The organism is Pseudomonas sp. Irchel s3a18 (assembly GCF_900187535.1).
In the GTDB taxonomy this organism is placed as follows: domain Bacteria; phylum Pseudomonadota; class Gammaproteobacteria; order Pseudomonadales; family Pseudomonadaceae; genus Aquipseudomonas.
This window is the reverse complement of sequence record NZ_FYDV01000001.1, coordinates 388,647-414,518: the sequence shown is the minus strand read 5'-3', so window position 1 is coordinate 414,518 and position 25,872 is coordinate 388,647. Positions and strand designations below refer to the sequence as shown.

21 protein-coding genes and 4 pseudogenes are annotated in these 25,872 nt (G+C 58.9%); 7 read left to right on the top strand and 18 right to left on the bottom strand.

What is annotated here, in order from left to right; translation table 11 throughout:
* Window positions 1-95: 95 nt before the first annotated feature.
* The 3 genes from zapE (at window position 96) to CKW29_RS01650 (ending at window position 2,444) form a co-directional block, all read left to right on the top strand.
* Entirely contained in the window at window positions 96-1,214 is a 1,119-nt protein-coding gene (gene zapE, locus CKW29_RS01660; RefSeq protein ID WP_095144341.1) for a cell division protein ZapE, read from the top strand.
* Window positions 1,215-1,232: 18 nt separating this feature from the next.
* Window positions 1,233-1,820, top strand: coding sequence for a DinB family protein (locus CKW29_RS01655; RefSeq protein WP_095144340.1), 588 nt, complete (start codon window positions 1,233-1,235; stop codon window positions 1,818-1,820).
* A 132-nt stretch (window positions 1,821-1,952) separates the two neighbouring features.
* Window positions 1,953-2,444 carry a GNAT family N-acetyltransferase gene (locus CKW29_RS01650; protein ID WP_095144339.1) on the top strand — a complete coding sequence of 164 codons (492 nt, stop codon included), beginning with the start codon at window positions 1,953-1,955 and terminating at the stop codon, window positions 2,442-2,444.
* A gap of 170 nt (window positions 2,445-2,614) precedes the next feature.
* On the opposite strand, the gene CKW29_RS01645 is transcribed toward CKW29_RS01650, so the two are convergent.
* The 4 genes and pseudogenes from CKW29_RS01645 to CKW29_RS25945 all read right to left on the bottom strand — a co-directional run bounded on the left by CKW29_RS01645 (window position 2,615) and on the right by CKW29_RS25945 (window position 8,244).
* Window positions 2,615-4,861 (bottom strand): TonB-dependent siderophore receptor, encoded by a 2,247-nt coding sequence (locus CKW29_RS01645; RefSeq protein ID WP_095144338.1) that lies wholly within the window; start codon window positions 4,859-4,861, stop codon window positions 2,615-2,617.
* A gap of 167 nt (window positions 4,862-5,028) precedes the next feature.
* Window positions 5,029-6,771, bottom strand: coding sequence for a phosphoethanolamine transferase CptA (locus tag CKW29_RS01640; protein ID WP_095147796.1), 1,743 nt, complete (start codon window positions 6,769-6,771; stop codon window positions 5,029-5,031).
* A gap of 229 nt (window positions 6,772-7,000) precedes the next feature.
* Window positions 7,001-7,999 (bottom strand): annotated as a pseudogene (locus tag CKW29_RS01635) (acyltransferase family protein).
* Window positions 8,000-8,109: 110 nt separating this feature from the next.
* A complete protein-coding gene (locus tag CKW29_RS25945; protein WP_256584815.1) occupies window positions 8,110-8,244 on the bottom strand; it encodes a hypothetical protein in 135 nt (44 codons plus the stop codon).
* Window positions 8,245-8,339: 95 nt separating this feature from the next.
* Between CKW29_RS25945 and CKW29_RS26235 the strand changes: the two are divergent.
* Window positions 8,340-8,396 (top strand): annotated as a pseudogene (locus CKW29_RS26235) (hypothetical protein); the annotation flags it as partial.
* Window positions 8,397-8,714: 318 nt separating this feature from the next.
* Here the strand turns inward: CKW29_RS26235 and CKW29_RS01620 are convergent.
* Window positions 8,715-8,900, bottom strand: a complete 186-nt coding sequence (locus tag CKW29_RS01620) for a DUF6026 family protein (RefSeq protein WP_095144336.1) — start codon at window positions 8,898-8,900, stop codon at window positions 8,715-8,717.
* Window positions 8,901-9,074: 174 nt separating this feature from the next.
* Between CKW29_RS01620 and gnd the strand changes: the two genes are divergently transcribed.
* Together gnd and zwf are read left to right on the top strand one after the other, a co-directional pair.
* Complete coding sequence (gene gnd / locus CKW29_RS01615) at window positions 9,075-10,157, top strand: phosphogluconate dehydrogenase (NAD(+)-dependent, decarboxylating) (RefSeq protein ID WP_256577031.1); 1,083 nt, start codon at window positions 9,075-9,077, stop codon at window positions 10,155-10,157.
* Window positions 10,154-11,674 (top strand): glucose-6-phosphate dehydrogenase, encoded by a 1,521-nt coding sequence (zwf, locus tag CKW29_RS01610; RefSeq protein ID WP_095144334.1) that lies wholly within the window; start codon window positions 10,154-10,156, stop codon window positions 11,672-11,674. The genes gnd and zwf overlap by 4 nt, the downstream gene beginning before the upstream one ends.
* A 131-nt stretch (window positions 11,675-11,805) precedes the next feature.
* Here zwf and nhaB read toward each other — a convergent pair whose 3' ends face one another.
* The 3 genes from nhaB to CKW29_RS01595 form a co-directional block, all read right to left on the bottom strand.
* Entirely contained in the window at window positions 11,806-13,308 is a 1,503-nt protein-coding gene (gene nhaB / locus CKW29_RS01605) for a sodium/proton antiporter NhaB (RefSeq protein ID WP_095144333.1), read from the bottom strand.
* Window positions 13,309-13,402: 94 nt separating this feature from the next.
* Complete coding sequence (locus CKW29_RS01600; protein ID WP_095147795.1) at window positions 13,403-14,692, bottom strand: hypothetical protein; 1,290 nt, start codon at window positions 14,690-14,692, stop codon at window positions 13,403-13,405.
* 343 nt (window positions 14,693-15,035) lie between these two features.
* Window positions 15,036-15,302 carry a hypothetical protein gene (locus tag CKW29_RS01595; RefSeq protein ID WP_095144331.1) on the bottom strand — a complete coding sequence of 89 codons (267 nt, stop codon included), beginning with the start codon at window positions 15,300-15,302 and terminating at the stop codon, window positions 15,036-15,038.
* A gap of 344 nt (window positions 15,303-15,646) precedes the next feature.
* On the opposite strand from CKW29_RS01595, the gene CKW29_RS01590 reads away from it, so the two are divergent.
* Window positions 15,647-16,972 carry a sigma-54 dependent transcriptional regulator gene (locus CKW29_RS01590; RefSeq protein WP_095144330.1) on the top strand — a complete coding sequence of 442 codons (1,326 nt, stop codon included), beginning with the start codon at window positions 15,647-15,649 and terminating at the stop codon, window positions 16,970-16,972.
* A 278-nt stretch (window positions 16,973-17,250) separates the two neighbouring features.
* On the opposite strand, the gene CKW29_RS01585 is transcribed toward CKW29_RS01590, so the two are convergent.
* The 10 genes and pseudogenes from CKW29_RS01585 to CKW29_RS26225 all read right to left on the bottom strand — a co-directional run.
* Window positions 17,251-18,531 carry a hypothetical protein gene (locus CKW29_RS01585; protein ID WP_095144329.1) on the bottom strand — a complete coding sequence of 427 codons (1,281 nt, stop codon included), beginning with the start codon at window positions 18,529-18,531 and terminating at the stop codon, window positions 17,251-17,253.
* Between the two features lie 46 nt (window positions 18,532-18,577).
* Complete coding sequence (locus tag CKW29_RS01580; RefSeq protein ID WP_095147794.1) at window positions 18,578-19,336, bottom strand: hypothetical protein; 759 nt, start codon at window positions 19,334-19,336, stop codon at window positions 18,578-18,580.
* 32 nt (window positions 19,337-19,368) lie between these two features.
* Window positions 19,369-20,049 (bottom strand): C39 family peptidase, encoded by a 681-nt coding sequence (locus CKW29_RS01575; protein WP_095144327.1) that lies wholly within the window; start codon window positions 20,047-20,049, stop codon window positions 19,369-19,371.
* A 62-nt stretch (window positions 20,050-20,111) separates the two neighbouring features.
* A complete protein-coding gene (locus CKW29_RS01570) occupies window positions 20,112-21,569 on the bottom strand; it encodes a heme utilization protein (protein WP_095147793.1) in 1,458 nt (485 codons plus the stop codon).
* A 52-nt stretch (window positions 21,570-21,621) separates the two neighbouring features.
* Window positions 21,622-22,194 carry an adhesin gene (locus tag CKW29_RS01565; protein ID WP_095144325.1) on the bottom strand — a complete coding sequence of 191 codons (573 nt, stop codon included), beginning with the start codon at window positions 22,192-22,194 and terminating at the stop codon, window positions 21,622-21,624.
* Window position 22,195: 1 nt separating this feature from the next.
* Entirely contained in the window at window positions 22,196-22,633 is a 438-nt protein-coding gene (locus CKW29_RS01560; RefSeq protein ID WP_095144324.1) for a hypothetical protein, read from the bottom strand.
* A 332-nt stretch (window positions 22,634-22,965) separates the two neighbouring features.
* On the bottom strand, window positions 22,966-23,490 hold the full coding sequence (locus CKW29_RS01555) for an AAA family ATPase (RefSeq protein WP_095147792.1): 525 nt from the start codon (window positions 23,488-23,490) through the stop codon (window positions 22,966-22,968).
* Window positions 23,487-24,050, bottom strand: coding sequence for a nicotinamide riboside transporter PnuC (pnuC, locus tag CKW29_RS01550; protein WP_095147791.1), 564 nt, complete (start codon window positions 24,048-24,050; stop codon window positions 23,487-23,489). Before pnuC ends, CKW29_RS01555 begins: the two co-directional genes overlap by 4 nt.
* Before the next feature lie 116 nt (window positions 24,051-24,166).
* Window positions 24,167-24,754 (bottom strand): annotated as a pseudogene (locus tag CKW29_RS26230) (methyl-accepting chemotaxis protein); the annotation flags it as partial.
* Between the two features lie 318 nt (window positions 24,755-25,072).
* Window positions 25,073-25,711, bottom strand: a pseudogene (locus CKW29_RS26225) (cache domain-containing protein); the annotation flags it as partial.
* Window positions 25,712-25,872 lie beyond the last annotated feature (161 nt).

Sequence of the window (25,872 nt, the reverse complement as noted above, 5' to 3'; positions counted from 1 at the left end):
GGATGATCACTCCTGCGTCCGGGCGTGGGAGTGATTACCGGACTCCACCCACGGACGTGCCATACTGGGGCCTTTGACTGTCGAAACGGGCCGCTATGACCTTTGATTCGCCCCTCAGTGCCTACCAGCACGCGCTCACTGAAAACCATTTTGTCCCGGATGCGGCACAAGAGCATGCGGTCCGGGTGTTGCAGCAGAGCCACGAAGACCTGCACCAGGGCCTGACGCCAATCAGCGGGGTCTATCTCTGGGGGCCAGTGGGGCGGGGCAAGACCTGGTTGATGGATCAGTTCTACCAGACCTTGCGCGTGCCTGCCCGGCGCCAGCACTTTCATCACTTCATGGGCTGGGTGCACCAGCGCTCGTTTCAACTGACCGGTACTGCCGACCCGCTGCGGGCGCTGGCCCGCGAATTGAGCGAGGAAGTGCGGGTGCTGTGTTTCGACGAGTTGTTCGTCAGCGACATCGGCGATGCCCTGATCCTGGGGCGGTTGTTCCAGGTGATGTTCGATGAAGGCGTGGTGATGGTCTGCACCTCCAATCAACCACCGGAACAGCTGTACGCGGACGGCTTCAACCGCGAGCGCTTTTTGCCGGCCATCGTCGCGATCAAGAACCATCTGGAGGTGGTGGCGGTGGATGGCGGTGAGGACCATCGATTGCACCCCGGCGCCGGCCTGCAACGCTATTGGGTCCGGGCCCCCGAATGCCCGAGTGTCATGGATGAGGTCTTCCGGCAATTGGCACACGACCAGCCGATGTCCAGCGAACCGGTCATGCTGGGTTATCGCTCGCTGGCGGTGGTCAAGGCCACTGACAGCGTGCTCTGGTGCCGCTATGCCGATGTCTGCGAACAGCCGTTCGCGGCGATGGATTTCATGGCCTTGTGTGATCGCTACAGCGCCATGCTGATCAGCGACGTCCCCAACCTCAGCGCTCGGCAGCGCCCCGGCCGCATTGCCCGCGGCACCGAGGACGGCAGCGAACGCGTGGACGCCGGTGACCGTGAGCTGCCGCAGTTGTCGGTACACGACGACAGCGTGCGGCGATTCATTGCGCTGGTCGACGAATGTTACGACCGCAAGGTGCCGTTGTATCTTGAGGCGCAGGTGCCGATGGATGCGCTCTATACCGAGGGCTACCTGGAGTTTGCGTTTCGCCGCACCCTCAGTCGCCTGAAGGAAATGCAGTTGCAGCGTTTCGCGGTGCGGTGAAACGCGGGAGGAGACATCATGAAGCAGCCGCTGTCCCATCATTTGTTGACCATGGCCTACCAGAACGCCTGGGCCAATCACCGTCTGGGCAAGGCCTGCGCCCAACTGAGCCAGAGCGATTTCGAGGCCCGGAGGGTGAGCTTTTTTCCGAGCATCAAGGCCACCCTCAATCACATCCTGACGTGCGACTGGTTCTACGTCGACGCTCTTGAGCGCGAGATGCGTGGCGATCTGCCGCATCCGCAGTGCGATGTGTTTTTCCAGGATGAAGAGCCCTTTGCCAGCAGCGCCGAACTGATGCGCGAACAACACCAGGTTGATCTGCGCCTGATCGCTTATTGCGAGCAGCTCAGGGATGCCGGGCTCACTCGGCGGGTGACCATCGCCCGAAAAGTTCCCCAGCAGGACACGCGCCTGCGCATGCTCTCCCATCTGTTCGAACACCAGATCCACCATCGTGGGCAGGTGCATGCAATGCTCAGTGGCACCCCGGTTGCACCGCCGCAACTGGATGAGTTCTTTTGCGCCGGGGAGACCCACCTCAGGGCCGAGGATTTTGCCGAACTGGGCTGGACCGAGGCGCAGATCTGGGGCGCTTCGAATTGAATCGGCCACTGGCGCACAAAACAGTGGCGCGGGGCCAGTTCATGGTTGTTCCGGTCCGCACGGCACGTTAATGTCATTGGCCCCAAGCGATACCCGCAGGGATGCACATTGATCGTCAGATCGAGGATGGAAATGGAATCCGCAGAAATCCTGGTACTCCAGGCCAGTTATAGTAATCCGACACACGCCGAAGCGATCTGCCTGGTGCTGGATCACTATGCGACAGACCCCATGGGCGGTGGTTCGCCATTGGCTGCCGATGTCCTGCAGCAGCTGCCTGCCGAACTGGCCAAGCGTCCTTATGCGTTCAGCGTCCTGGCGTTCGTCAACGGCGAACCCGCTGGGCTGGTGAACTGCTTTGAGGGATTCTCGACGTTCGCCTGCCGGCCGTTGGTCAACGTGCATGACGTAGCAGTGGTCGGCAAGTTTCGCGGCCTGGGCCTGAGCCAGAAGATGCTGCAAAAGGTCGAGGACATTGCCCGTCAGCGAGGCTGCTGCAAGATCACCCTGGAAGTGCTGGAAGGTAACGACGTGGCGCAAGCGGCCTATGGCAAGTTTGGCTTTTCTGCCGGCATGTTCGACCCGGCCCATGGGCGCATGCTGTTCTGGATCAAGGCGCTTTAACAGCGCGCAACGCCGCCCGGTAGAAGCGCAATGCGGTTCAGTTAAAGAGATGAAACTGCAACTGTAGGAGCGAGCGCGCTCGCGATGAGCTCAAGAACGACGCGTTTATGCAGCAAAATGCGCGTTATCGTTGACGTCCTTCGCGAGCAGGCTCGCTCCTACACAGGCGGTCAGAGTTTCCAGTCCAGGCTCAAGGTGACCGTGCGCGGGTCGCCCCAGAACACGCCGTTGTAGAAGCCGACTTTGTCGTAGTACTTCTCGTCGAACAGGTTGTTGACGTTCAGCGAGGCACTGAGGTGCTTGTCGATCTCGTAGCGCGACATGAGCTTCACCACGGAGTAGGCCCCTTGCTCGATTCGGGTTTTCTGCGTCACGATGTCACCGTCGGCATCGAGGCCGACCGGACGGTTCGCCATGTCGTAGATATCGCTCTGCCAGTTCACCGCACCACCGACCGTCAGCGCCTGCCAGTCACCCGACAACCGATAGGCTGTCGATAGACGCAGCATGTTCAACGGTTGTTCGGTGTTGTTGCGTTTGTCCTCGCCATTCACCGAGTGGGTATAGGTGTAGCCAGCGGTCATGTTCCAGCCTGGCATCACTTCGCCGGACACCTCGGCTTCGAACCCCTGGACTTTGTTGCCCTTGCCGCCTGACGTGAAGAACTCTTCATTGGTGACCGGATCCGGCGGTACCGAATCATCCCGTTCGGCCACGTTGTCCTGCTTGCTCCAGAACACCGCGGTGGCGAGGTTCAGGCGTTCCTCCAGCAAACTGCCCTTGAGGCCCAGCTCATAGTTTTTGCCGACGATGGGGTCCAGGTACTTATGACTGGTGTCACGTTCGGTCTGGGGCTTGAAGATATCGGTGTAGCTGACGTACGCGGTGTACTCGGGGGTGATGTCGTACAGCAACCCGGCATAAGGGGTGAATATGTCGTTTTGTTCCTGGCTGCTGTGGTCGTTGCCAATACGCTGGTAGTTGTCGTCGAATGAATAGTAATTGCTGCTGGTTTTCCAGCTGCCGTAACGGCTGCCCAGCACGGCGTGCCACTGGTCGGTCAGGCTCAGGCGCGTGGCCAGGTAGCCGGCCTTCTGCCGCGTGCTGTCGTTCGAGCCTTCGATGCCGGTGTCGGTGTCCCGGAACTTGGCGATGTTGCCCATGTACTTCCAGTCAGCAATGTTGTTGTAGTCTGGGGGCGTCGGGTCTTCCACCAGGTAGGGGTTGCTTGCGCTGCGCTCGGCTTCGCCGTAACCGATCATCAACTCATGTTCGCGCCCCAGCAACTGATAGGGGCCGGCGAAGTTGAAGTCGTAGACTTCCATTTTCTGTTCGCCCTTCATGTGACCGCGGTAGGCGGTCATGCCGCTGCGATCGTCATTGGGGAACCCGCTACCACCGTAGTAGACCTTGCCATCGGTGTCGCTTTCGCGATGGGTATAGGCGGCTTTCATGTGCCAGCCGTTACCCAGGTTCTGGTCCAGGTTGGCAAAGGCGGTTTTGTCTTTCAGTGGCCAGGAACTCCATTTCGTCGCCATGTTGGTCGAGCGCGGCAGATTGGCCTTGTCGCCATTGGAATTCCAGTACGGCACCGTGCCCCAGGAGGTCCCCTGGACCTGTTTGTCCTGATAGTCGTAACCCACTGCCAGCACTGTGTCATCGGTCAGGTCGGCTTCGAGGATCCCGTAGCCGACTTCGCGCTGCAGTTGGTAGTGATCGCGAAAGGACTGGCTGTCGCGGTAGGCCAGCACGCTGCGACCCCGCAGGCGACCATCGAACGCCAGTGGACCGCCGACATCCACGTAACTGTAGTAATTGTCGTAGCTGCCACCACTGACCCCGGTCTTGGCTTCCCATTGCTGTGTCGGGCGTTTGCGCACCATGTTGATGGTGGCCGAAGGGTCGCCGGCACCGGTGGTCAGGCCGGTGGCGCCGCGCACGACTTCGATGCGGTCGTAGATGATGGTGTCCGAGTCGGACTTCATGCGGCCAAAGGTGTTGAGCATGCCATCGATCTGGAAGTTGTTGATCGAGTAGCCGCGCGAGGAATAGCTGACCCGGTCGGAGTCATTGTGCTGAACCACGATGCCGGTGGTCTGGCCCATGGCTTCGGACAAGGTGTTGAGTTTGAAGTCGTCCATCTGTTGGCGCGTCACCACCGATACGGACTGCGGTGTTTCCTTGATGGAAAGATTCAGGCGCGTCGCGGTGCTCATGGCGCCGGTGGTGTACGAGTCGGTGTTTTCGGTGGTGGTACCAAGGCCTTGGGCTGAAACGTTGGTGGGGTCCAGCTCAAGCGGTCTTGCGGCAAGTTCTTGTGACTTGTCTGGTTCGCTCTCGGCGTGGGCGGTGGAGCACAGGGCAAGACTGCACAGGCCCAGGGTCAAGGTCATGGAACGGGTGATAGGCGCGAACATCGCAGCCGACTCCTTGTCTTCGATGGAAAATTCCGTTTGCTCAAAGACGAAGGAGGGCGGGGGGATTTAGCTTAAATAGTAATAATTACCATTCTGCATATGTATCAGAATGTTGCTTGGGCGTCGACAGGCGGAAAAGGGGGGCTGGAGTCAGCCCCCTGGCGTGCTTACTGTTTGACCACCGCAGGCGCGACAGCGGCTTTGGGTTTCATCAGGCTGAAGTCGATCAGAGCCCGTTGCTCGCGCTCATAGGGGTTGCCGATCAACAACGGACGAGGCTTGAAGCTGGCGCTGACCAGGCTCTTGCTGTGGTCCAGTTCATCGAAGCTCAAACCTGCCAGGTCTGCCCAGGTATGGATCAGGTGCGAACTGCTGTACGGGCGTTGCAGGTCCTGCGCGAAGTTCCAGTCATGGGTGTCGCGCCATTTCGGCGAGGCCCAGGCCATGAACGGAATGGTGTACATCGGCGCGGTCGGTTTCGACTCATTGCGCCCCAGCGTGCCATGGCCCGGGGAGTCGAAAACGTCTTCGCCGTGGTCGGAGAGGTACAACAGGAAGCCGTTCGGGTCAGTCTTGGCGTAGTCCTTGATCAGGCTCGAGACCACGAAGTCGTTGTAGCGCACGGCGTTGTCGTAGCTGTTGTAGGTCGGCAACTGATCGTCGCTCACACCGCTTGGAACACCCTGGCGATCCTTGAACGTGTCATAGCTCGGTGGGTAGCGGTACTGGTAGCTCATGTGGGTGCCCAAGAGATGCACCACGATGAACTTGCGCGGTGCGCCATCGGCCAGGGCCTTGGAAAAGGGCTCCAGTACGTCACCGTCGTATTGACGAGCGTTCTGGTTGCGGTTGTTGTTTAGGTAGACCTGTTCATCCGCCTGCTCGGAAAACGTCGTGAGCATGGTGTTGCGCTTGGTCATGGTCTGCTGGTTGGTGATCCAGTAGGTCTTGTAGCCTGCCTGTTTCATCATGCTGACCAGCGACGGCGTCTTGAGGTACAGGTCGGGGTTCTCTTCGTCGGCGAAGGTCAGCACCTGTTGCAGCGCCTCGATGGTGTAGGGGCGCGGGGTAATGACGTTGTCGAAGACCGCCAGTTGATCCTTGAGCTTGTCCAGTTCCGGCGTGGTATCACGTGGATAGCCGTACAGGCTCATGCGCTGACGGTTGGTGGATTCGCCGATCACCAGCACCAGGGTCGCCGGCTGGTCGGCCAGCGAATCCTTGAGGTTATGCAGGGGGGGAACCTGGCTGGCGTTGTCGAGCATGCCTTGCATGCTGGCCAGTGTTTCACCGTAGCGGCGGTAGGCAACCAGCATCTGCCAGGGCACGGCCGGCTCGATGCGGGTTTCGAATTTTTCGTAGCCGGCGGCCAGGCTGCCGGTGCGTGCGGTCTGCTTGACCAGCGGATAACCGATCACCGCCACCAGAATCGCAGTGGCCGCCAGCAAGGCTTTGCCCCTAGGCAGATACACCGGGCGCAGACGGGTCCACAGCAACATGGCAACCGCGGTATGGGCCAGGAAGGCCAGGACCATCCACCAGGCAAAATACTGCGTCATGTATTCGCCCGCTTCAGAGATGTTCGACTCGAACATGATGAAGATGACGCTTTGCGAGAATTCCTGCTGGTAAATGAAGAAGTAGCCCAGGCTGGCCATCGAGCAGGCCCAGAGCACCGCACCGATCACGGCCGCCAGCAGGCGGGTGCGGGCCGGGAACAGCAGCATCGGTGCGAGCCAGAGGGTGCTCATTACGAAGGCCTGGCGGAAGCCCGAGAACCCCGAGGTGCCGGTCAACAGGATGAGCAGTTGGGTAATGCCGGAAAAATACCAGAAGAACAGGAACAGCCAGCCCAGGCCAGCCCAGTCGAAACCTTTCGCAGGCGTACTGCTGCGTTTAAACATCGCCATTCAGCGCTCCAGCCGATTCATGACTACAACCGCTGGGGGGATTGCGAACGCCAGCGACACAAAAGCGCTCATAAAACGAGCGCCATTGGTTCAGAAGTATCGCGAAGCCGATGTGAAAACTTTGTTAGTTGTGCGAGGCGCCGCCCCCGGTTACGGACGAAGTTAGCGACTACGTCAACGCGGGCGGAACCCTCATGGACGCTGGCGGAAACGCCAACCACCACTCGCACTAAGCCGTTGTTTCGCGGCCCAGCGGTTGACCCACGCCATACTTCACGCCAGCCCGAAGCGCATGACGAAGTTTCAAGGCCGGCCGCTCAACGTAGTAGTACGACACACCGCTCAGCAGGAACGACAGGGTCAGCACTGTTGCAACGATATGCCCATCGTAGGCAACCGGCCAAAAGGCGCGCAGGAAGCACATCACCACAAAGTGATTCAGGAAGACGCCGTAGCTGATGTTCCCGAGAAACTCGTCAACCCGGTGAAACTTGAGTTTCGTCAGTAGGTACACGGCGGGCACGCCCAGTGCTATGCCGGCGGTCACCTCGGCATTGAACGGCCGACGCTCAATCCAACCGGCCATGATCGCCGCGAACATCAATGCCGCCGCCATGGCGGTACCGGCAGCGATCGCTAGACCCTTCGCCTGTGGTTTGTACAGGTAGCTGCCGCACAGGAACATGAACAGGACGCCCGGCAATAGCCGGTAGCCGTACAGGTCGGTGTTTATGTAGCCAAGGCACGCAGCCATGAAAACGACGACAGACAGGGTAAACGCAACGCCCTGCGCTTTGAAGATGATCAGAAAAGGAATTACCAGGTAGAAACACATCTCAAGCCCCAGCGACCAAGCCGGCGGCAGGATCTCCGCCCCGGCGGCCCCGAACATGTAGAAACCAAGGGGCACGATAGGGAGGCTCGCGGCGATGTTCTTGAGCGTCAGATCGGCTGCTTGCGGCGTGCCAGGCAGGAGGAAATAGATCACCGCGCAAGAGGTGAAGAAGTAGAACAGGAACTAGGGGTAAAGCCTCAAGGCCCTGTCCATGTAGAACAGGCCGATTTTCTCCGGCGCCTTGTAGTTTCGATCGATGAGCGAGGTCATCACGAAACCGCTGATGATCAGGAAGGAAATCACGGCAACCACGCCGGGGTTTAGCCCCGCAAACGTCTTGCCCATATGAGAAACGGCCACCAAAACGACCAACAGCAGACGATAAGCTCCCACTTACACCCCGAAACGTCCTTGTAGTCATGGCGCGTAAATTACGATGCTTTGCGCCCGGATAACAGGCTTTTTCGCCGCGTATAAACTTTCCCCATCCTCTTTGAGCTCGATCAAAAGCCGCCGCCCGGCTCGTTGCGCATGACGACGTTCCCTACACCCGCATCACCGTCGCGCACTGGTAGCCCGCCCTCGGAACTCCGGGAGAGGTTGTCGATGGCCTGCGCGATATCAATCAGTCGATTCATATCGTGCTGTCTACGCCGAAGGGTATGGCCATGGCTTCTACAAGCACAGGCAAGCTCACGTCTGGGGTGCTGGAGTTTCAGGCGATCTGCGATCAGTGCCAGCTGCCTCGGCGCGCAAATACGCCGTGTCACTTCAGTGGATTTACAAGATCGTCAAGGCTGTTCGAAAGGACGAGATTGCGCGCCGTCAGGTTGTATGTTTGCCCCGCTTACTGAGGGCTGGACGGGGTGTCTCTTATTGCGCGGGCTGCAACTCTATTTCACGAACCATCCCGATCTGTGCCAGCCTTTCCCGGAATAGCCCAGGTTTATCTCGCTCACCCCTCGGGATGTATCTCAGTCCAAAACAACCGTGCTTGCGCAAAGTACTTTTTGACGTCCCGGCACCGACAATCTCACGAGGGAGGAGCAGCCTGACTGTCCGTGTTTGCGCCTGCTGCTTGGGTGGCAGGCGCGTTGTGGCGAGACAATCAATCCAGTGCGCGGACCGCTGCAGGGGGGCATGGCTGGTTGCCAGTCAGTGCCTGCAAGCGCTGTTGCAGATGGGCGATCTCGTTGCGCATCTGCTCGCGTTCGGCCTTGAGTTGGCGCAGTTCGTCGCGACGAACAGTGACGTAAAGGGTCTGTGGAGGCAGTGCGTTTATTACTGAGCCCATTGCTCACCTCGCAAATGGCGTTTCACAACAGTGGCCGAACCGTTCAGCAATCAGGTCCGGGCCACGAACGGCACCGATTTTGATTTCTTTCGGCCCTGAATGGAACTTTTTTATTTTTTGTTGTCCCTGTGTCTTCGCCAACGTTGCGGACGTTATCCCTATAGTTAGGGCAAAATGCCCGGAAACTATGTGGAAGCGCACTGGACTAAGCTTCACCAGGCTCACTGCGCTATAACCATTGGCACACCATTTTTTGTAGTTAAGGAGCATCAGCACATGCAATTGGGGATTATTGGACTGGGCCGCATGGGCGGCAACATTGCGCGGCGCCTGATGCTCAACGGGCACAGCACTGTGGTCTATGACCGCAATACCGCATTCGTTGATACCCTCGGGCAAGAGGGCGCTACTGGCGTCGCCGACTTGCCGAAGCTGGTCGCAGCACTGGATAAACCCCGAGCGGTCTGGGTCATGCTGCCTGCCGGCGCGCCGACCGAAGACACCATCGATACCTTGAGCACGTTGCTGGAGGCAGGCGATGTGATCATCGACGGCGGCAACACCTTCTACAAGGACGATATCCGCCGTGCCAAGGCGCTGGCGGAAAAAGGCCTGAAGTACATCGACGTGGGCACGTCCGGTGGCGTCTGGGGCCTGGAGCGGGGCTACTGCATGATGATCGGCGGCGACGCTGACGAAGTTAAGCGACTGGACCCGTTGTTTGCCGCACTGGCCCCGGGCATGGGCGATATTCCACGAACCAAGGATCGGGTGGCCGAGGATGATCGCGCTGAACGTGGCTACATCCACGCCGGCCCTGCAGGTTCCGGGCACTTTGTGAAGATGATCCACAATGGCATCGAGTACGGCATGATGCAGGCGTTTGCCGAAGGCTTCGACATCCTCAAGACCAAGGCGTCGGAAATCCTGCCGGAGGACCAGCGTTTTGATCTCAACGTGGCCGATATTGCCGAAGTCTGGCGCCGTGGCAGCGTCGTCTCGTCCTGGTTGCTGGACCTGACCGCCGATGCCCTGGCCAGCGATCCAAAACTGGACGGTTACTCCGGTTCCGTGGCGGACAGTGGCGAAGGTCGCTGGACCATCGAAGCGGCCATGGAGCAAGCGGTGCCGGTGCCGGTGCTCTCCAGCTCGCTGTTTTCCCGTTACCGCTCGCGCCAGCAAGGCGCCTATGGCGACAAGATCCTGTCGGCCATGCGCTTCGGCTTTGGCGGCCATGTCGAGACCCCGAAAAAATGACCTCGATCCGCAGGAAGTCCAAGGCACAACCGGCACCACCGACCACGCTGTTTCTGTTCGGTGCCCATGGCGATCTGGTCAAGCGCCTGCTGATGCCGGCGCTGTACAACCTGCGTCGTGACGGGTTGCTGGGGGACGGAATGCGGATCATCGGAGTCGACCATAACGCCATCAGCGATGCGGACTTTGCGAAAAAACTCGAAGACTTCATTCGCGACGAAGCGGCCAACAAGGTGGGTAGCCATCACGACACCCTGGACCCTGAGCTCTGGGCCAAACTGGCTCAGGGCGTCAGCTACGTCCAGGGCGACTTTCTGGATGACAGCACTTACCAGGCGCTGGCAGCGAAAATCGCCGAAAGCGGCACGGGCAACGCGGTGTTCTACCTCGCGACCGCGCCGCGTTTCTTCAGTGAAGTGGTGCGCCGGCTCGCTTCGGCCGGGCTGTTGGTGGAGGGCGCGGAGGCCTTCCGCCGGGTGGTGGTGGAAAAGCCCTTTGGCTCCGATCTGCCAACGGCCGAAGCCTTGAACGCGTGTTTGCTCAAGGTCATGACCGAAAAGCAGATCTACCGGATCGACCACTACCTGGGCAAGGAAACCGTGCAGAACATCCTGGTCAGCCGGTTCTCCAACAGCCTGTTCGAAGCGTTCTGGAACAACCATTACATCGATCACGTACAGATCACCGCGGCTGAAACCGTGGGGGTCGAAACTCGCGGCAGTTTCTACGAACACACGGGCGCGTTGCGCGATATGGTGCCCAATCACCTGTTCCAGTTACTGGCCATGGTCGCCATGGAGCCGCCCGCGGCTTTTGGTGCCGATGCGGTACGCGGTGAAAAGGCCAAGGTGGTCGGGGCGATCCGTCCGTGGCCCATTGAAGAGGCGCGAGCCAATTCGGTGCGCGGTCAATACACCGCCGGCCAGATCGCCGGAAAACCGTTGCCTGGGTATCGTGAAGAGCCCAATGTTGCGGCCGACAGCACCACGGAAACCTTCGTAGCGCTCAAGGTCATGATCGACAACTGGCGATGGGTGGGCGTGCCGTTCTACCTGCGCACCGGCAAACGCATGAGCGTGCGTGACACTGAAATTGCCATCTGCTTCAAGCCTGCGCCCTACGCGCAGTTTCGCGATACGGAAGTCGATGAGCTGCAACCGACTTACCTCAGGATTCAGATTCAACCCAACGAAGGCATGTGGTTCGACCTCTTGGCCAAGCGCCCTGGCCCTGCGCTGAACATGGCCAATATCGAACTTGGGTTTGCCTACAAGGATTACTTCGAAATGCAGCCCTCCACGGGCTACGAGACCTTGATCTACGACTGCCTGACCGGCGACCAGACCCTGTTCCAGCGTGCCGACAATATCGAGAACGGTTGGCGAGCGGTGCAGCCCTTCCTCGACGCCTGGAAGGAGGAGGCCGGGGTTCAGACCTACGCCGCGGGTGAGAATGGCCCGAGTGCCGCCGATGAGTTGCTGGCACGCGACGGTCGCGTCTGGCACAGCCTGGGATGAGGCCGTACGGCGATCTGCGTCCAGTCGGCACGAAGGTATTCGAAATGGCGGCCTGACAGCCGCCGCGTCACGTTCAGGCGTACATCAACGAAGGCCCGTGCAGGTGCGTGCCTGACACGGGCCTGCACCGATTACAACCAGTAGCTCACCCCATACCAACCCAGAAGCCCCATCACGATGGTGTACGGCAGCGCCATCCACACCATGCGCCCGTATGAAAGGCGAATCAGCGGGGCGATGGCCGAGGTCAGCAAGAACAGAAACGCCGCCTGACCATTGGGCGTCGCGACGCTGGGCAGGTTGGTGCCGGTGTTGATGGCAATCGCCAGGGTTTCGAAGTGCTCACGGCTCATATGACCGGAGAGGAACGCCTGCTTGACCTCGGTGATGTAGATGGTGGCCACGAAGACGTTGTCGCTGATGGCCGACAGCACGCCGTTGGCGATGAACAGCATGCCTGGCTGCTGATCGGCGGGCAGGCTCAGTACCCAGTGAATCAGCGGGGTAAACAGTTGCTGGTCATGGATCACCGCCACCACGGCGAAGAACACTACCAGCAAGGCAGTGAACGGCATGGCGTCCTTGAACGCGTTGCCGACCCGATGTTCATCGGTGATGCCGGTAAACGAGGTAATCAGCACGATCACCATCAGGCCGATCAACCCGACCTCGGCAATGTGCAATGCCAGGCCGGCAATCAGAACCAGCGCCGCCGCACCTTGCACCAGCAGTGCGGCACGCTGGCGGGACGTGCGCTCTGCGTTGTCTTGCGCGGCATAGTTGGCCAGCACGGCGCGGACGTTGTCCGGCAGCAGGGTGCCGTAACCAAACCAGCGCAGTTTCTCCAGCAAGACACAGGTCACCAGGCCAGCCACCAGCACCGGTAGCGAGACGGGTGCGACCTTGAGGAAGAAGTCCGCGAAGTGCCAGCCCATTTCATGGCCGATCAGCAGGTTCTGCGGCTCCCCGACCAGGGTGCAGACGCCACCCAGTGCCGTGCCCACCGCACCATGCATCAACAGGCTGCGCAGGAACGAGCGGAACTGTTCCAGGTCTTCGTGATGCAGCACCGGCAGGTTGTCGTCGTTGCTGAACTCGCTGTCCTGGCGTGGGTCATTGCCCGAGGCCACGCGGTGATACACCGAGTAGAACCCAACGGCGGCGCTGATAATCACGGCGGTGACCGTCAAGGCATCGAGAAACGCCGACAGGAAGGCCGAGAGGAAACAGAACATCAGGCCCAGCATGGCCTTGGAGCGAACCCCCAGCAGCAGTCGGGAAAACAGGAACAGCAACAGGTCCTTCATGAAGTAAATGCCTGCCACCATGAACATCAGCAGCAGGATCACCGGGAAGTTGTGCAGCAACTCGTCGTACAGGGCCTGTGGCGTGGTCATGCGCAACAGCAGCGCTTCAACCATCAACAGGCCGCCCGGCATCAGCGGGTAGCATTTAAGGGCCATGGCCAAGGTGAAAATGAACTCCGCCACCAGCAACCAGCCGGCCGCCACCGGACCTGCGGTCCACAGCACCAGGGGGTTGAGAATCAGGAACGCGAGAATGGTCGCCTTGTACCAGCGTGGTGAATGCCCGAGGAAATTATGTGCAAACGCCTGGGCCATTGAGCCGGACATCGGTTGCTCCTTTGTTTAAGAAGCGCGCAACTTGCCGTAACACTCCTTGAAGATCAAGTTCTTGATTATTATTGCTGCACGTGGATAGCAAGCGTTAGCCCAGATAGCGCACCAGTACGGCACGATGGCGACCGTCCAGAGAGTGCCCTCCAACCACAATCCGCAGGTCCCCCTGCAGCGCCACCGAGGTTGCCGTGTCCTGGCTGCGCCCCAAACGGGTGCGGACCCAGCCTTTACCCCTGCCGAAGCCGCGATCCAGCTGTCCGTTCGGCAGGTAGCGCGCCAGAATGAAATCCCCTTCAATCCCGCCGATGGTCGAACCTGCGCTCAGTACCCGACCATCGGGGCAAGCAGTGGCTGCAGTCCATTGGCTGGGGGTGCGGCCGATTTCTAGCACCTGCGCACGTCCGCTATTGCAATGACTGTCAGGCCGGCCATCGCTACGCACATTCAGCATCAGGCAGTGCATGGGGTCGCGACTGCTGCCAAAACACTGCAGGCGTCCATCAGGCTGCTCGATGACATGGCTGACCTGTGCGCTGCGGCCCTGGGTGCGGAAACTGAGAAAACCCTGTTCGGCAAAACTGATGTCCAGCTGCCCATCGCGGTCATAGCGTGCAAGCAAGCCTTCCTGCGGTAGATCGATGGAGCCAGCCACCACGATCCTGCCGTCCTTTTGCAGCAACAAGCGGGCAAGCCAGGTGTTGAGCAGCAGGTGGCGGACCATGATAAAACCGCGGTCGTTGAACGTGGTATCCAGTGTTCCGTCCGGTTCAAGGCGGATCAGGATACCCACGTGGTCCGCGAGTTCGTAGTGATGATTGGCCAGCAGGAGAAGGCGGCCGTCGGTCTGAACCTGAGTGTCGCAGGCTTCGGCGCCAGGCACCCCCGCAGGTAACCAGTCGTCGCGCAGCCCCCGGGACAAATTGCCGGGCAGACGCACCACCTGCACGCCTTGATTGCCAAAGGTCGGGTCTGGACGTCCGTCTTGATCAAACCGCGCCAGGGCTGGCAGCGTACGATGGGGGCTTTCATACTGCAGGCCGGACAACAGGATCCGCCCATCGGGCAGTTCCTGAACCTTGCTGCCTGTGGCTTCAAAGCCGCCTTCGAACTGCCCGGTCAAACTGCCCTGGGTGCCAAAGCCCAGATCCGGTGAACCATTGGCCTGTAGCCGGGCCAGTCCATAGCAGGATGTGTCGTTCATGCCTACCTTGGCCGCCACGAGCAGTCGGCCCATGGTGTCGACGACAACATCGTTGACCATGCTCCACTGGCTGCCGGCAAAGTCGACCCATGCCTTACCGGCGGATGCAAAGCTCGTATCGAGTTGACCCGCCGGCTCGAGGGCCGCACCGAAGGTAAAAGCGTGATGGGTGGGCATGCCGCATCTCCCTGCGAGTCGACCTGATCCGGAACCCTGATCCAGAACCAAGGAGGGTGGGAAGACTTCACCAAACAATCATTCAAGCGCTGATCGCGGCGATGCACAACTGGCAGACATTACAGGCGGAGCGGCATTTTGTGCCAGAACAGTGTCTTTTGAAGACTTTCAGGGTTTAGCGGCCCCGTACGACCGTTGATCGCCAGTCTAATCGAAAACTGTAAGTATGCCGCCATCAGGCAAACACTAAAAACGAACTAAGGCCCATCCGTCGGCAGGCGGGCGTGGGGGATACATATAGAAAGAGGTGGATTACCTGACTGTAATCCACCTGCTCTTCAAGTTATTGCGGCATTGTCCAGGATTGCAGTTGATAACCTTCTTCGCTCAGTTCGGCGCGGGCCTGTTTGAGCAGGTTTTCAAGTTGTGCCGGATCGCTGTAGGCGCTGCAAGGGATCTGCTTGCGGCCAATAGGGGTGCTGGTGCGGTCGATGACGGTCAGCGTCAGTTCGCCGCTACCGTCCTGTGGGGCCCAGGCCACGCATTGGAAAGGTGTGAATGCGCGGTCGGCAATCAAAAGAGCTTCGTTGATACGGAGCGGGGCGTTCATGGGGTCTTCTCTCTATGTGCCCAATCAAGTGATGTGCCGTCGGTTGGGCTTACCGTTCGGCTGGTTACTTGTACTGATGCCCGCAACCCATGGGCAGGTCACACACAATCAAAAGAAATTTCATCTTTCTTTCAAATACACAAGGTAAAGCGCTGCATTGAAAGCTGAATGAAAGGTTTCCAATCGACAGCGGGCTTGCCAGACGGGTTGTTATAACGAAAACACGATTAACCTTATAGTTAAACGATACAAGAAAGTGTCAAGATCTTGCTAATGTTAACCGCAGGACCGCCAAACGACTGTTTCTAATACCTTTTCTATTATTTTGGCGTCAAGGAACAGTCATGATCGATACACCCGTAGTGCGCCGTTTGTTGGTGGTAGACCCCTGTGAGGATTGCTACCGTCTGTTGCCAGGTTTGCGTGACATCGGTTGGGATGTAGACAGCTGCAGCCTGGAAATCGCCACCGATCGCACCTGCGATGTCGGGTTGCTGCGTCTGCAACCTTTTCATCTTGGGCGGCCGGAGGCGGTCAAGGAACTCATCAGCCGTAGTGGCACCGAGTGGATTGCCGTCCTCAATCAGGAAATGTTACGCCTGCAGAATGTAGGTGACTTTGTCTGCGAGTGGTTTTTCGATTTTCATACCTTGCCGTTTGACGTTTCCCGGGTCCAGGTGACGCTCGGCCGCGCGTTTGGCATGGCGCGGCTACGTGGCAAGGGCACGATCTACGTTGATCAGCTGGAGCACGAGCTGCTGGGCACCAGCAAACCGATCCGGGAGTTGCGCAAACTGCTGAGCAAACTGGCGCCCACCGAGTCCCCGGTGTTGATCCGCGGAGAAAGCGGCACCGGCAAGGAACTGGTGGCCAGAACCCTGCACCGCCAGTCGCAACGCCACAGCAAACCCTTCGTAGCGATCAATTGCGGGGCGATTCCCGAACACTTGATCCAGTCCGAACTGTTTGGTCATGAGAAGGGTGCTTTTACTGGCGCCCATCAACGCAAGGTCGGGCGTATCGAGGCCGCCAATGGGGGCACGCTGTTCCTCGACGAGATCGGCGACCTGCCCCTGGAGCTGCAAGCCAATCTGTTGCGATTCCTCCAGGAAAAACACATCGAGCGCGTGGGTGGCAGCCAGCCGATACCGGTGGACGTTCGGGTGCTGGCGGCCACCCACGTCGACCTCGAGTCGGCTATCGAGGCCAAGCGCTTTCGTGAAGACCTGTACTACCGGCTCAACGTACTGCAGGTGGTCACCGCGCCCTTGCGCGAACGCCAGGGTGACTTGTCGATGCTGGCCAACCATTTTTCCCATTTCTACAGCCAGGAAACCGGACGCCGCCCCCGTAGCTTCAGCGAGGATGCATTGGTCGCCATGGGCAAGCACGATTGGCCAGGCAATGTTCGCGAACTGGCCAACCGGGTCCGCCGCGGGCTGGTGCTCGCCGAAGGTCGGCAGATCGAGGCCCGGGACCTGGGGTTGATCAGCCATCAGGCCGTAGCCCCCCCCATGGGCACGCTGGAAGATTACAAGACCCGTGCCGAGCGCCAGGCCCTGTGTGATGTACTTAACCGTCACAGCGATAATTTGAGCATCGCCGCCAAGGTGCTGGGGATATCCAGGCCCACCTTCTACCGTTTGTTGCACAAGCATCAGATACGTTGAGCTGCAAGTTTTTAGCTGCAAGCTGCAAGTAAAAGTTCTGAAAACGTGCAGCTATCAACAGAAAAAAATGCCGATAAAGCGCAATTCTGTTCAGTTAAGCGAGCGCCGACCTTTGTAGGAGCGAGCTTGCTCGCGATGGACGTTAACGATTACGCGTACTTTCTGAGTAACCGCGGAGTTTTTGAGTTCATCGCGAGCAAGCTCGCTCCTACACATGCGGTCTCATCTCCTTGACTGAACAGCATTACGCCGAAAAAATGGCTGTTTTTGGGGGCCGATCAGAAGTAGTACGGGAATTTCAGGCTGAAGGAAAAGTCTGGCGAGTCCTCGGTCAGGCCGATGGCCAGGTTAGGAACGATCGTCAGGTTATCGGTTGCGGCCAGGGTCATGCCGATGTTGAAGTTGGCCGAGTTGTAGTCGCTGTTGGAAATCGATTGCCAATCGCCACCGTCCGGCTTGATCTTGCTCTTGCTGGCGAACTGATCGGTGAACGAGAACGACATACTCATCTTCTCGTTCAAGGCGAATGCAATGCCGGCGCCGACCTGCCAGGAATCGCCCAGCTTCACGTCCCCGGGCACCTTGGAGTTGACCTGAGGGCTGATGTCGCTGAAAGACTCTTCCATGTTGTAGGTGTAGGCCAGGCTGCCGAACAGCACGGCCGGGTCGAAGGTCTTGACCAGCGAGATACCTGGGGTGATCGCCCAGACACCGTTGCCGGTAGGCAAGTCCTCGGGTACCGAGAGGTTATCGTTGGTCGGGTCATTGACCAGCTTGATGCCGTAAGGGTCATCACCGGTCGGTGCCTTGACGCGCAGGGTAAAGACCGCGTCGGGCAGACTGGCCGACTCATCCAGAAACTTGTAAGCAACGCCAACGTTCACATCGCCGATGGTCGGGTCGCGGGTAACGGTTGCGTCCGACGTCACCGGGCCGGCGCCACCGGCGCCACCGGAGGAATACGTTGATTCGCGATACACCACGGGGACGTTAATGTCGAACTGCCAGCGTTGTGCCAGGTTGTAGCGGGCGGTCAGGTCCAGCGTCCAGTTGTCGGCCTTGATGCGGTCGAGGTTGATGTTGCCGAGAAAAATCGAGTCCAGTGCCAGGAAGCCGTTGAGCACCAGTGCACGGGTATCGTAGTGCGTGTAGGTCAGGCCGGTTTCGACGCTGAACTTGCCGCCGCCGAAGAACCCACTGGCTTCGTCGTACAGGTTGGAAACGCTTTGCGCAGGCTCCGAGTCATCCTTGAGCGATTGGCCGTATGAACTGCCTGTGGTGCCCGGCGCACCGGCGGCCACCGTCTGGCCACCCTGGGTCGTTTCGGCGGGGGATTTGGTCAGGCGTTTGGGAGCCGGTGTCGCAGGTGCTTCCTCGACTTGGCGAACGCGTTGCTCGAGTACCATCAGCGCGTTCTGTTGTGCTTCGTAACGCTGTTTCAACTCCATGAGTTCTTGTTTTAGTGCTTCGACCTGGGGGTCCGTTGCTGCGTATAGCAATGTGGCCGGGGCCAGGCTACTCAAACACACGATAGCTCTGAACGTTGACGAACGGTGCATGGGTTATCCGTCCCTTCTGACTACATCGGGTGAGACTGAGCGTAGATCAGAATCCGAGAGTGCGAAGACCTTTGAGCTGGTCCAGGTTGCCATTAAGCGATCCGGTTGTCGGCACGTTGTCACGCAGCACGACATTGAGGGACGTGAGGTTGCTGACCCGGTTGCTATCGCCGAGCAACGTCGTGTTCTGCATCAGCCCACCCTGGGCCAGGCGTTGTTGGGTACTGCCCTGGTTGTTGTTGGCCACGATGTTGAGTTGCACACCCGTACCGGTCGAGGAAACGCTCAGCGAGCCCGCACCATTGGCGTTGACCAACGTCGAGCCTGCGGCCAGTGCCTGACCCTGTTGTTGCGTTGCTGGCGCTTGGCTAGCCTTTGTGACGTTGATATCAACGTTGTTGTAGGCAGTGTTATTGTCGCCGGCAGCACGCACGACTTGCGTGACGCCTTCGGTGCTGTTGAGGCCGCTGCCGCCAATGACGGTACCGGTACCGGTGCCGGTGCCGGTGCCTTGCAAACGCGCTGAGTCATTACCTTTTTCGTCGATCATCGACACATAGAACTGTGGCGTGATAGTCGATTGTTGAATTTGCATCGAGGAAGTTGCCCCGATCACTTCACCGCTGGCATTTTGCCAAGCGCTGGTCATGACAATGCCGAAGCTGATGATTCGTCCCGGCATGACATAGCGGCCTCGCAGCGTCGCCAACTCCTGATCGTTCAGTTCAATGGGTTTGAACGTCTGTGCCTGGGTCGGCAGGCTGGCGGCCAGGCAAACCACGGCTAGCCAGATTGGAGTCTTCATTGGATGCTCCCGGAGCGTCGTGCTCCTTGTCATTAGAAGAAGTCGCTTTGGATGAATCCGAAATCCATCAACTCTGCCTCTTGCACCGGGGTGAAGGTGTTGATGCGGTTCCTGGCGGTCAGTGGCATGGGTGGGTCGAGCAACGCATTGGTTTTGTCGTAGCCCTGGCCGATGACGGCAAAGATGATGCCGTTCCAGCCTTTGACAAAGTCGTCGACTTTGTAACGTTTATGACCGAGTACCGGATCTCCGATATATACCCAGTCCTTATGGACTCTTTGCATGACCACAAAATGTTTGTAGCCACGGATATCCAGGAGTACCACAACCGGAATTCTGATTTCGCTCAACGTTTGCGGCGCTACCCGGTAGCCACGGGCCCGCATGCCGATACTTTCCACGTAACGCTTCATGTCGAGCATGGAGAAGCCCTGGACGCGGACAAGATCTTGATCGGAGTGTGCCAGCATGCCTTCGATGATCTGTTCTTCATTCACGTCGAGCCAATAGGCCTGGCGCAAGATGGTCGCCAGCGCAGCTGCGCCGCAACTGAAGTCGGTTTTCTGTTGTACCAGGTCGGAAAATTTACGCTCACGTATGCTCTGGATCGGCTTATACACCACCGCGCCGCCCGGCAAGACGGAAAGCGGCATTTGTGCAGCCTCGATCACACTGGCCACGCAAAGCAAAAATACCAAGGCGATAATGCGCATGGTGGGACGCCTTCTGGTTGTGTTGAAAAAGGCCCCCGTAAGGGGGCCTCCAGGGACAGCCATTAGAACGAGTTGTTGGAAATGGCCAGCGAGTTGCTTTGTTGGTTACCCACACCAGCAGCCACGTTGACGCCCAGATTGCCACTGCCGCCATTCACCGAACCGCTCAGGGTTGCAGTGTTGGTCACAGGGTTTGCCCAGCCAGTTGGAGTTAGCACTTGGAAGGAATAAGTGTTGCTCAAATCGTAAGCGCTGCTCTCACTGTAACTTTTCGATTTGTCGTATGAAGAATCGGACGATTTACTGCCTGATTTATCGTACGAGGAATCAAGCGATTTTTCGAACGCGGAGGCAGACGATTTTTCGAACGAGGAGGCAGACGACTTATCGTACGCGGAGGCAGACGATTTATCGTATGAGGAGGCAGACGATTTATCGTACGAGGAGTCAAACGACTTATCGAACGATTTATCGACCGATACGTCGAGCGATGCACTCAGCGAGGCGTCGACAGACTCACTGCGGCTGCCTTCGTGACGGCCATGATCCCAAGAAACGGTCTTGGAAGCATCCAGAGCCGCTTCCAGAGAAGCGCTCAAAGAAGCACTCTTGGACCCGCTGGCATCAAAGCTCTTGGACCCGCTGGCATCGTAGCTATTGGACCCGCTGGCATCGTAGCTCTTGGACCCGCTGGCATCAAAGCTCTTGGAGCCGCTGGCCTCTGAGCTCTTGGAGCCGCTCACATTAAAGCTGTTGGCGCCGCTCGCAGCCCAGTTCGAAGAAGCGCTCTTATCAACGCTCAAATCGGATTCCTTGCTGTAAGAGGAACTACCGCTGGCCGATTTGGTCACCGTCAGCGTATCCACGCGATACGTCCGGTCGGCGTTGTTATTTACGGTCAGGCCAGGACCGTGTTGATCGGCGGAGGCGGTGGCGGTTGCGTTACCGAGTGGGGCATTGGTATTGGCAATTGCCATGGTGTTTTTCTGTTGGTTAAGGTCGCCGCCAGCGATGTTGATACCCATATTGCCGCTGCCGCTATTGCCCGATCCGCTCATCACGGCAGAGTTTGTGCTGCCGTAGTTATCGACCCTGTTATTGTTGCTGTACTGCCTGACGTCAGCGGTGGCAGTAGCAGTGCCGAACACGAAGCTGTTATCGAGGCTGGAGTCGGAGGCAGCGTTTGCGATGGCGGCCGCGTTGTCTTGTTGGTTGCCGGCGCCTGCTGCCACGTTGACGCCGACGTTGCCGCTGGTGCCTGTGGCAGAGCTGCTCATTTCGGCTTCGTTCTCAGTCCCTTCGTTGCGGATGCGGTTGCCGGTACTGCGCTGCCGATCGTTCGCCTCTGCAGTCGCGTAGACAGGGATCTTGGTTGGAGGAGGAGTGGTGTGGTGGCCGCCGTTATGATGGCCATTATGGTGACCATTGCCACGCGGTTCGTTTTGCCCAGCTTGTACAGCAACAGCCATGACCGCAGCAATTGCGAAAACCAGAGGCTTGAGTGCCATCGAAGGTTTCATGGTGATTCTCCGTACTTTATTTTAGGTTAAGTGTTGTTCCTACCTGTTTGGGTCAATCCCTGACCCGTACGCTCAGAGTGTTGGCCGTTCGGTTTCCCACCCCGGCGCTCTGATTCAACTGGATCACCCCACGGCTACCGGTGAAGGCCTGATCGCTGGTAGCGACCTGGCGATAGCCTGGTGCAGAGTCAGTTGGATCGGAGTTGGTGATCAGCGCCACGTTCTGTTGCATGAGGACGCTGTCGTCGATACTTTGCGGCTGTGTACCGATGCTTATCCGCAGGGCATTGGCTTGCTGGTTGCTCGCGCCCGTGCTCTGGTTGACGCCCAGTACGCCGTTGCCGTGGCTGAAGGAGTCGCCTTGGATGCTGGATCGAGCATCGATCCTGGGGTCGACCTGCGTACGCAGCCGTTGGCGAATCTGTGTGGTAGCACTGGCGTTGTTGCCAATGGCGATGGCCCGGGCGTTGGCCTGTTGCTGTTGATCGCCGGCCGCCTGGTTGACCGAGAGATTGCCCTGGTACTGCATGCCCGAACCGTCGATGTCGGCGTTATTGATAACGGGAGGTTGGGCAAAGGTCGATGCACTGCAAAACATGGCGATAATCAGCAGCGTGCGATTCATCTCAACGGTCTCCCGTTAAGATTTTCAGAGCACCCAGGCCTTGCTGGACGTTTGAATTGACCATGTTGGCAATACCGTTGCCCGAATTTCCCGAACGTCCAGCGGGGAGGTTGGAAAGCTGGGGCTGGTTGGTGATATTGCCGCCCAGGTTGTTGGTGCCTTGAGTGACCAGGCGGGAGATGCCTGCACCACTGGCGACGCTGGCAAAGTCGCCGTCGCTCAACTCGTTCGTTTGCCTGAGGATCTGTTTGGACGGGTTGGCATTGGCGGTCGTGGGGTCGGGGTCGGGAACCATCGGCGGACGCACTGCGTTGCGCGGTTGGACATCACGGGTGATAACAATGATGCCGTTGTCAGCTTGTAAAGGGAGGCAAACACTTGAGCCCAGTACGCACCCGATCAGCAGGAGGCTATGGATGCTTTTATCAAATTTCCCCACGGTGGCAATTCCTTCTGTAAGTGAAACGCTGGCCCTTATCAGCGTTGTGGGGAAGAGAGCAGAAGGTGTGCCGGTTTTTGTTTTTCTTTTAAAAACAGTTAGTTGGATTTAATTGTCGAGGTGGTCAAAAAAATCTGTAACGCCACTGAGACAGAGCCACGCAAAAAAAGCGCCGTCCATACTGGCGGCATTGCTCGTTAAGGGCGCTGAAGGCAGGTTGTATCAGTGGCGTGACATGTTCTTGCTGGCGTGTTTTGGCCGCTTTAGCTCGCGGGTTTGCGCAAGGGGGGGTGTTTCAGAAATGGACATTTGCGGCAGGGCGGGGAACTCTGTCAGGCCTTGAGCAAACGCGTCACAGCCTCGAATGCCGCGTCCTTGCGCTGTTTCCAATCACCTTGCAGTACCTGGCAAGGCTGGCGGTGCAGGTCAAGCCATTGGCGGCTGGCCTGGAAAAACGCCTGGCGTTCCGCCAGTTGCGGTTGGCAACGCTGCCCGTCGTCATGCCAGGCCACGGTTTCAGGGCTCAGCAGTAAATGCAGGTCGTAGTGCCGTGCCAGCAATGTTTGCTCGATCCACGTCGGGCACGCGCCAAACAACGTGCGACTCCAAAGGATATTGCTCAACAGGTGCGTATCGAGAATCAACAGTGATGGCTTTTCGGCGCGGGCTTCATCCTCCCAAGTCAGCTGGCCATGTGCTATGGATGTAACATCATCGTAGCAGGTTTCGCGGGCTTCACATTCGATGAAATGCCGAACGTACTCACCGACCAGGATGCCGCCAAAATGGGCGTGAATTTCGCCCGAAAGCCAGCTTTTGCCGCTGGATTCCGGCCCTGCCAGCACCAACACTTTCATGGGCACGGCAGCGGATCGCTGCGCCATGTGCGCCAGCCTTGAATGGCCAGCAGGGTGAACAGGGCGTAGAGGGCAGCAGTCAGGTACAGTCCCTTGTACAGGAACAGCCCGACAAAGATCACATCCACGGCAATCCACAGCGGCCAGCATTGCAGGCGTTTTTGCGCCATCCACAACTGGGCCACCAGGCTGAAGCCGGTCAAGGCGGCATCCAGCCAGGGCTGGGCGGCGTCGGTCAAATGGGCCATCGCGGCACCCAGCAGCAAACTACCGGCCGCGCCTATGGCCAGGTCGCGTGCCAGGGTGGCGTTGCCCAGGCGGGTGACCTGTCGGCCATGATGCGTGTCGCCGCCCCAGGTCCACTGCCACCAGCCATACAGTTGCAAACCGGCATAGATCACTTGCAGGAGCATGTCCGAGTAGAGTTTGACTTCGAAAAAGATCCAGCTGTAGAGCAGCACCATGACCAGGCCGATCGGCCAGCACCAGGGGTTCTGTTTGACCGTCAGCCAGACGGCAATCACGCCGAGCGCGGCGGCAAACAGTTCAAGCCCGGACATGGCGGTTCCTTGGGGGAAGTCGAAGAGGGCGCTGATTGTACAGCAGCAGGGAAATGTGGCGAGGGGGCTTGCCACCGTTGGACTGCAAAGCAGTCCCCCCTCGCCACAGAGGTTGCTTACACCCGGAACTGCCTGAGCAGCCCGTTCAACTGTTCGCTGAGCGCTTTCAAGTGCACGCTCGCGGCACTCGATTGCTCAGCGGCCAACGCGGTGCTATGGGACAATCCGGCCGCCTGGGTGACGTTCTGGTTGATGTCCTCGACCACGTGGGCCTGTTGCAGGGGCGCGCTGGCGATAGAGGCGTTAAGACCGTTGAGGTTGCGCAGTGCCTGGCCGATTGCGTTCAGGCTCTGCCCGGCCAGGCCTGCCTGCTCGATGGTCAACCGGGAGGCGCGACTGCTGTCGCCGATCACCTTGACCGCAGCGTCCGAGTGATTCTGCAAGCGCTCGATCATCGATTGAATTTCTGCCGTGGATTTTTGCGTACGTTGCGCCAGCAAGCGCACTTCATCCGCGACCACGGCAAACCCTCGACCCTGTTCTCCGGCACGGGCGGCTTCAATGGCGGCATTGAGCGCCAGCAGGTTGGTCTGTTCGGCAATCGAGCGGATCACCTCCAGCACGCTGCCGATCTGCGTGCTCTCTGTGGCCAGGGTACGAATCACGTCGACCGCTTGATCGATGGTCCCCGACAGCTGATCGATCTGCTGCAGACTGCCATCGATGTTGACCTGGCCCTGTTGGGCCTGGGCTTGGGCGTCACGCATTTCGCTGGCCGCGTGTTCGGCATTCCTGGCCACGTCTTGCACACCGTAGGTCACTTGGTTGACCGCCGTCGCCACCAGCTCCATTTGTTGTGACTGTTGCTGACTGCGGGCCTGGGCTTGCGCGGCATTGTCGCCCAGGTCGCTGGAGGATTGGCCCAGGGCGCTGGCAGAGGTTTGCAGTTGGCTGATCACCAGGCGCAACTTGGCGGTGAAGGCGTTGAAGTGCCGTGCCAGCTCCGTGACTTCATCCCGGCCATGGGTATCGAGGCTGCGCGTCAGGTCACTTTCGCCGCTGGCAATATTGGCCATGGCATCCACTGTTTCGCGCAGTGGGCGAACGATGCTGCGGGAAATCAGCATGACCAGCAGGGCCATCAACACCGCGATGCTCAGGCCCACCAGCGATGCTTCCCAGACCTGGCTACGGAACTCGACCTGCATGTCGTCGATGTACACGCCGGAGCCAATGACCCAGCCCCAAGGCTCGAACAGTTTGACGTAGGAAGTTTTTTGCACCGGGGTGCTGGCGCCGGGCTTGGGCCAGCGGTAGTCGACCATGCCGGCGCCCTTGGCCTTGGCGATGGTGACCATCTCGTTGAACAGCGCGAAACCGTCCGGGTCTTTGACCGCGGAGAGGTTCTGGCCATCAAGCTTCGGGTTGGTCGGGTGCATGACCATGACCGGGGTCAGGTCATTGATCCAGAAGTAGTCACTCTGGTCGTAGCGCAAGCCACGTACCACGCTGAGCGCTTGTTTCTGTGCGGCGTCGCGGGTGAGGGTGCCGGCTTTTTCCAGCTCATGGTAGTAGCCGAGGATCCCGCTGGCGGCCTGGACCACGTGCTGGGTCTTCTGGGCCTTGGCCTGATACAGGTCATCGTGAATCTGCTTGAGCATCAGCACACCCAGGGTTAGTAGCATCAGCACCGCCACCACCAGGATGAGCCACAAACGCCGGCTGATCGACATACCGCGCAAGCTATTCATATCGTGTCACTCCAGATTCTTGTTCTTGTCATCACTCATCGAGCGCATTCAGGCACGCTTTGGCACGGGCG

Coding starts and splice junctions, on each gene's coding strand:
- CKW29_RS01620 (WP_095144336.1), bottom strand. CDS start 8,900: ATGGGCTCAGTAATAAACGCACTGCCTCCACAGACCCTTTACGTCACT.
- CKW29_RS01650 (WP_095144339.1), top strand. CDS start 1,953: ATGGAATCCGCAGAAATCCTGGTACTCCAGGCCAGTTATAGTAATCCG.
- CKW29_RS01585 (WP_095144329.1), bottom strand. CDS start 18,531: ATGCACCGTTCGTCAACGTTCAGAGCTATCGTGTGTTTGAGTAGCCTG.
- CKW29_RS01565 (WP_095144325.1), bottom strand. CDS start 22,194: ATGAATCGCACGCTGCTGATTATCGCCATGTTTTGCAGTGCATCGACC.
- CKW29_RS01655 (WP_095144340.1), top strand. CDS start 1,233: ATGAAGCAGCCGCTGTCCCATCATTTGTTGACCATGGCCTACCAGAAC.
- CKW29_RS01600 (WP_095147795.1), bottom strand. CDS start 14,692: ATGCCCACCCATCACGCTTTTACCTTCGGTGCGGCCCTCGAGCCGGCG.
- zwf (WP_095144334.1), top strand. CDS start 10,154: ATGACCTCGATCCGCAGGAAGTCCAAGGCACAACCGGCACCACCGACC.
- CKW29_RS01595 (WP_095144331.1), bottom strand. CDS start 15,302: ATGAACGCCCCGCTCCGTATCAACGAAGCTCTTTTGATTGCCGACCGC.
- nhaB (WP_095144333.1), bottom strand. CDS start 13,308: ATGTCCGGCTCAATGGCCCAGGCGTTTGCACATAATTTCCTCGGGCAT.
- gnd (WP_256577031.1), top strand. CDS start 9,075: ATGCCCGGAAACTATGTGGAAGCGCACTGGACTAAGCTTCACCAGGCT.
- CKW29_RS01575 (WP_095144327.1), bottom strand. CDS start 20,049: ATGCGCATTATCGCCTTGGTATTTTTGCTTTGCGTGGCCAGTGTGATC.
- CKW29_RS01580 (WP_095147794.1), bottom strand. CDS start 19,336: ATGAAGACTCCAATCTGGCTAGCCGTGGTTTGCCTGGCCGCCAGCCTG.
- pnuC (WP_095147791.1), bottom strand. CDS start 24,050: ATGTCCGGGCTTGAACTGTTTGCCGCCGCGCTCGGCGTGATTGCCGTC.
- CKW29_RS01640 (WP_095147796.1), bottom strand. CDS start 6,771: ATGGCGATGTTTAAACGCAGCAGTACGCCTGCGAAAGGTTTCGACTGG.
- zapE (WP_095144341.1), top strand. CDS start 96: ATGACCTTTGATTCGCCCCTCAGTGCCTACCAGCACGCGCTCACTGAA.
- CKW29_RS01570 (WP_095147793.1), bottom strand. CDS start 21,569: ATGAAACCTTCGATGGCACTCAAGCCTCTGGTTTTCGCAATTGCTGCG.
- CKW29_RS01555 (WP_095147792.1), bottom strand. CDS start 23,490: ATGAAAGTGTTGGTGCTGGCAGGGCCGGAATCCAGCGGCAAAAGCTGG.
- CKW29_RS01590 (WP_095144330.1), top strand. CDS start 15,647: ATGATCGATACACCCGTAGTGCGCCGTTTGTTGGTGGTAGACCCCTGT.
- CKW29_RS01645 (WP_095144338.1), bottom strand. CDS start 4,861: ATGTTCGCGCCTATCACCCGTTCCATGACCTTGACCCTGGGCCTGTGC.
- CKW29_RS25945 (WP_256584815.1), bottom strand. CDS start 8,244: ATGAATCGACTGATTGATATCGCGCAGGCCATCGACAACCTCTCCCGG.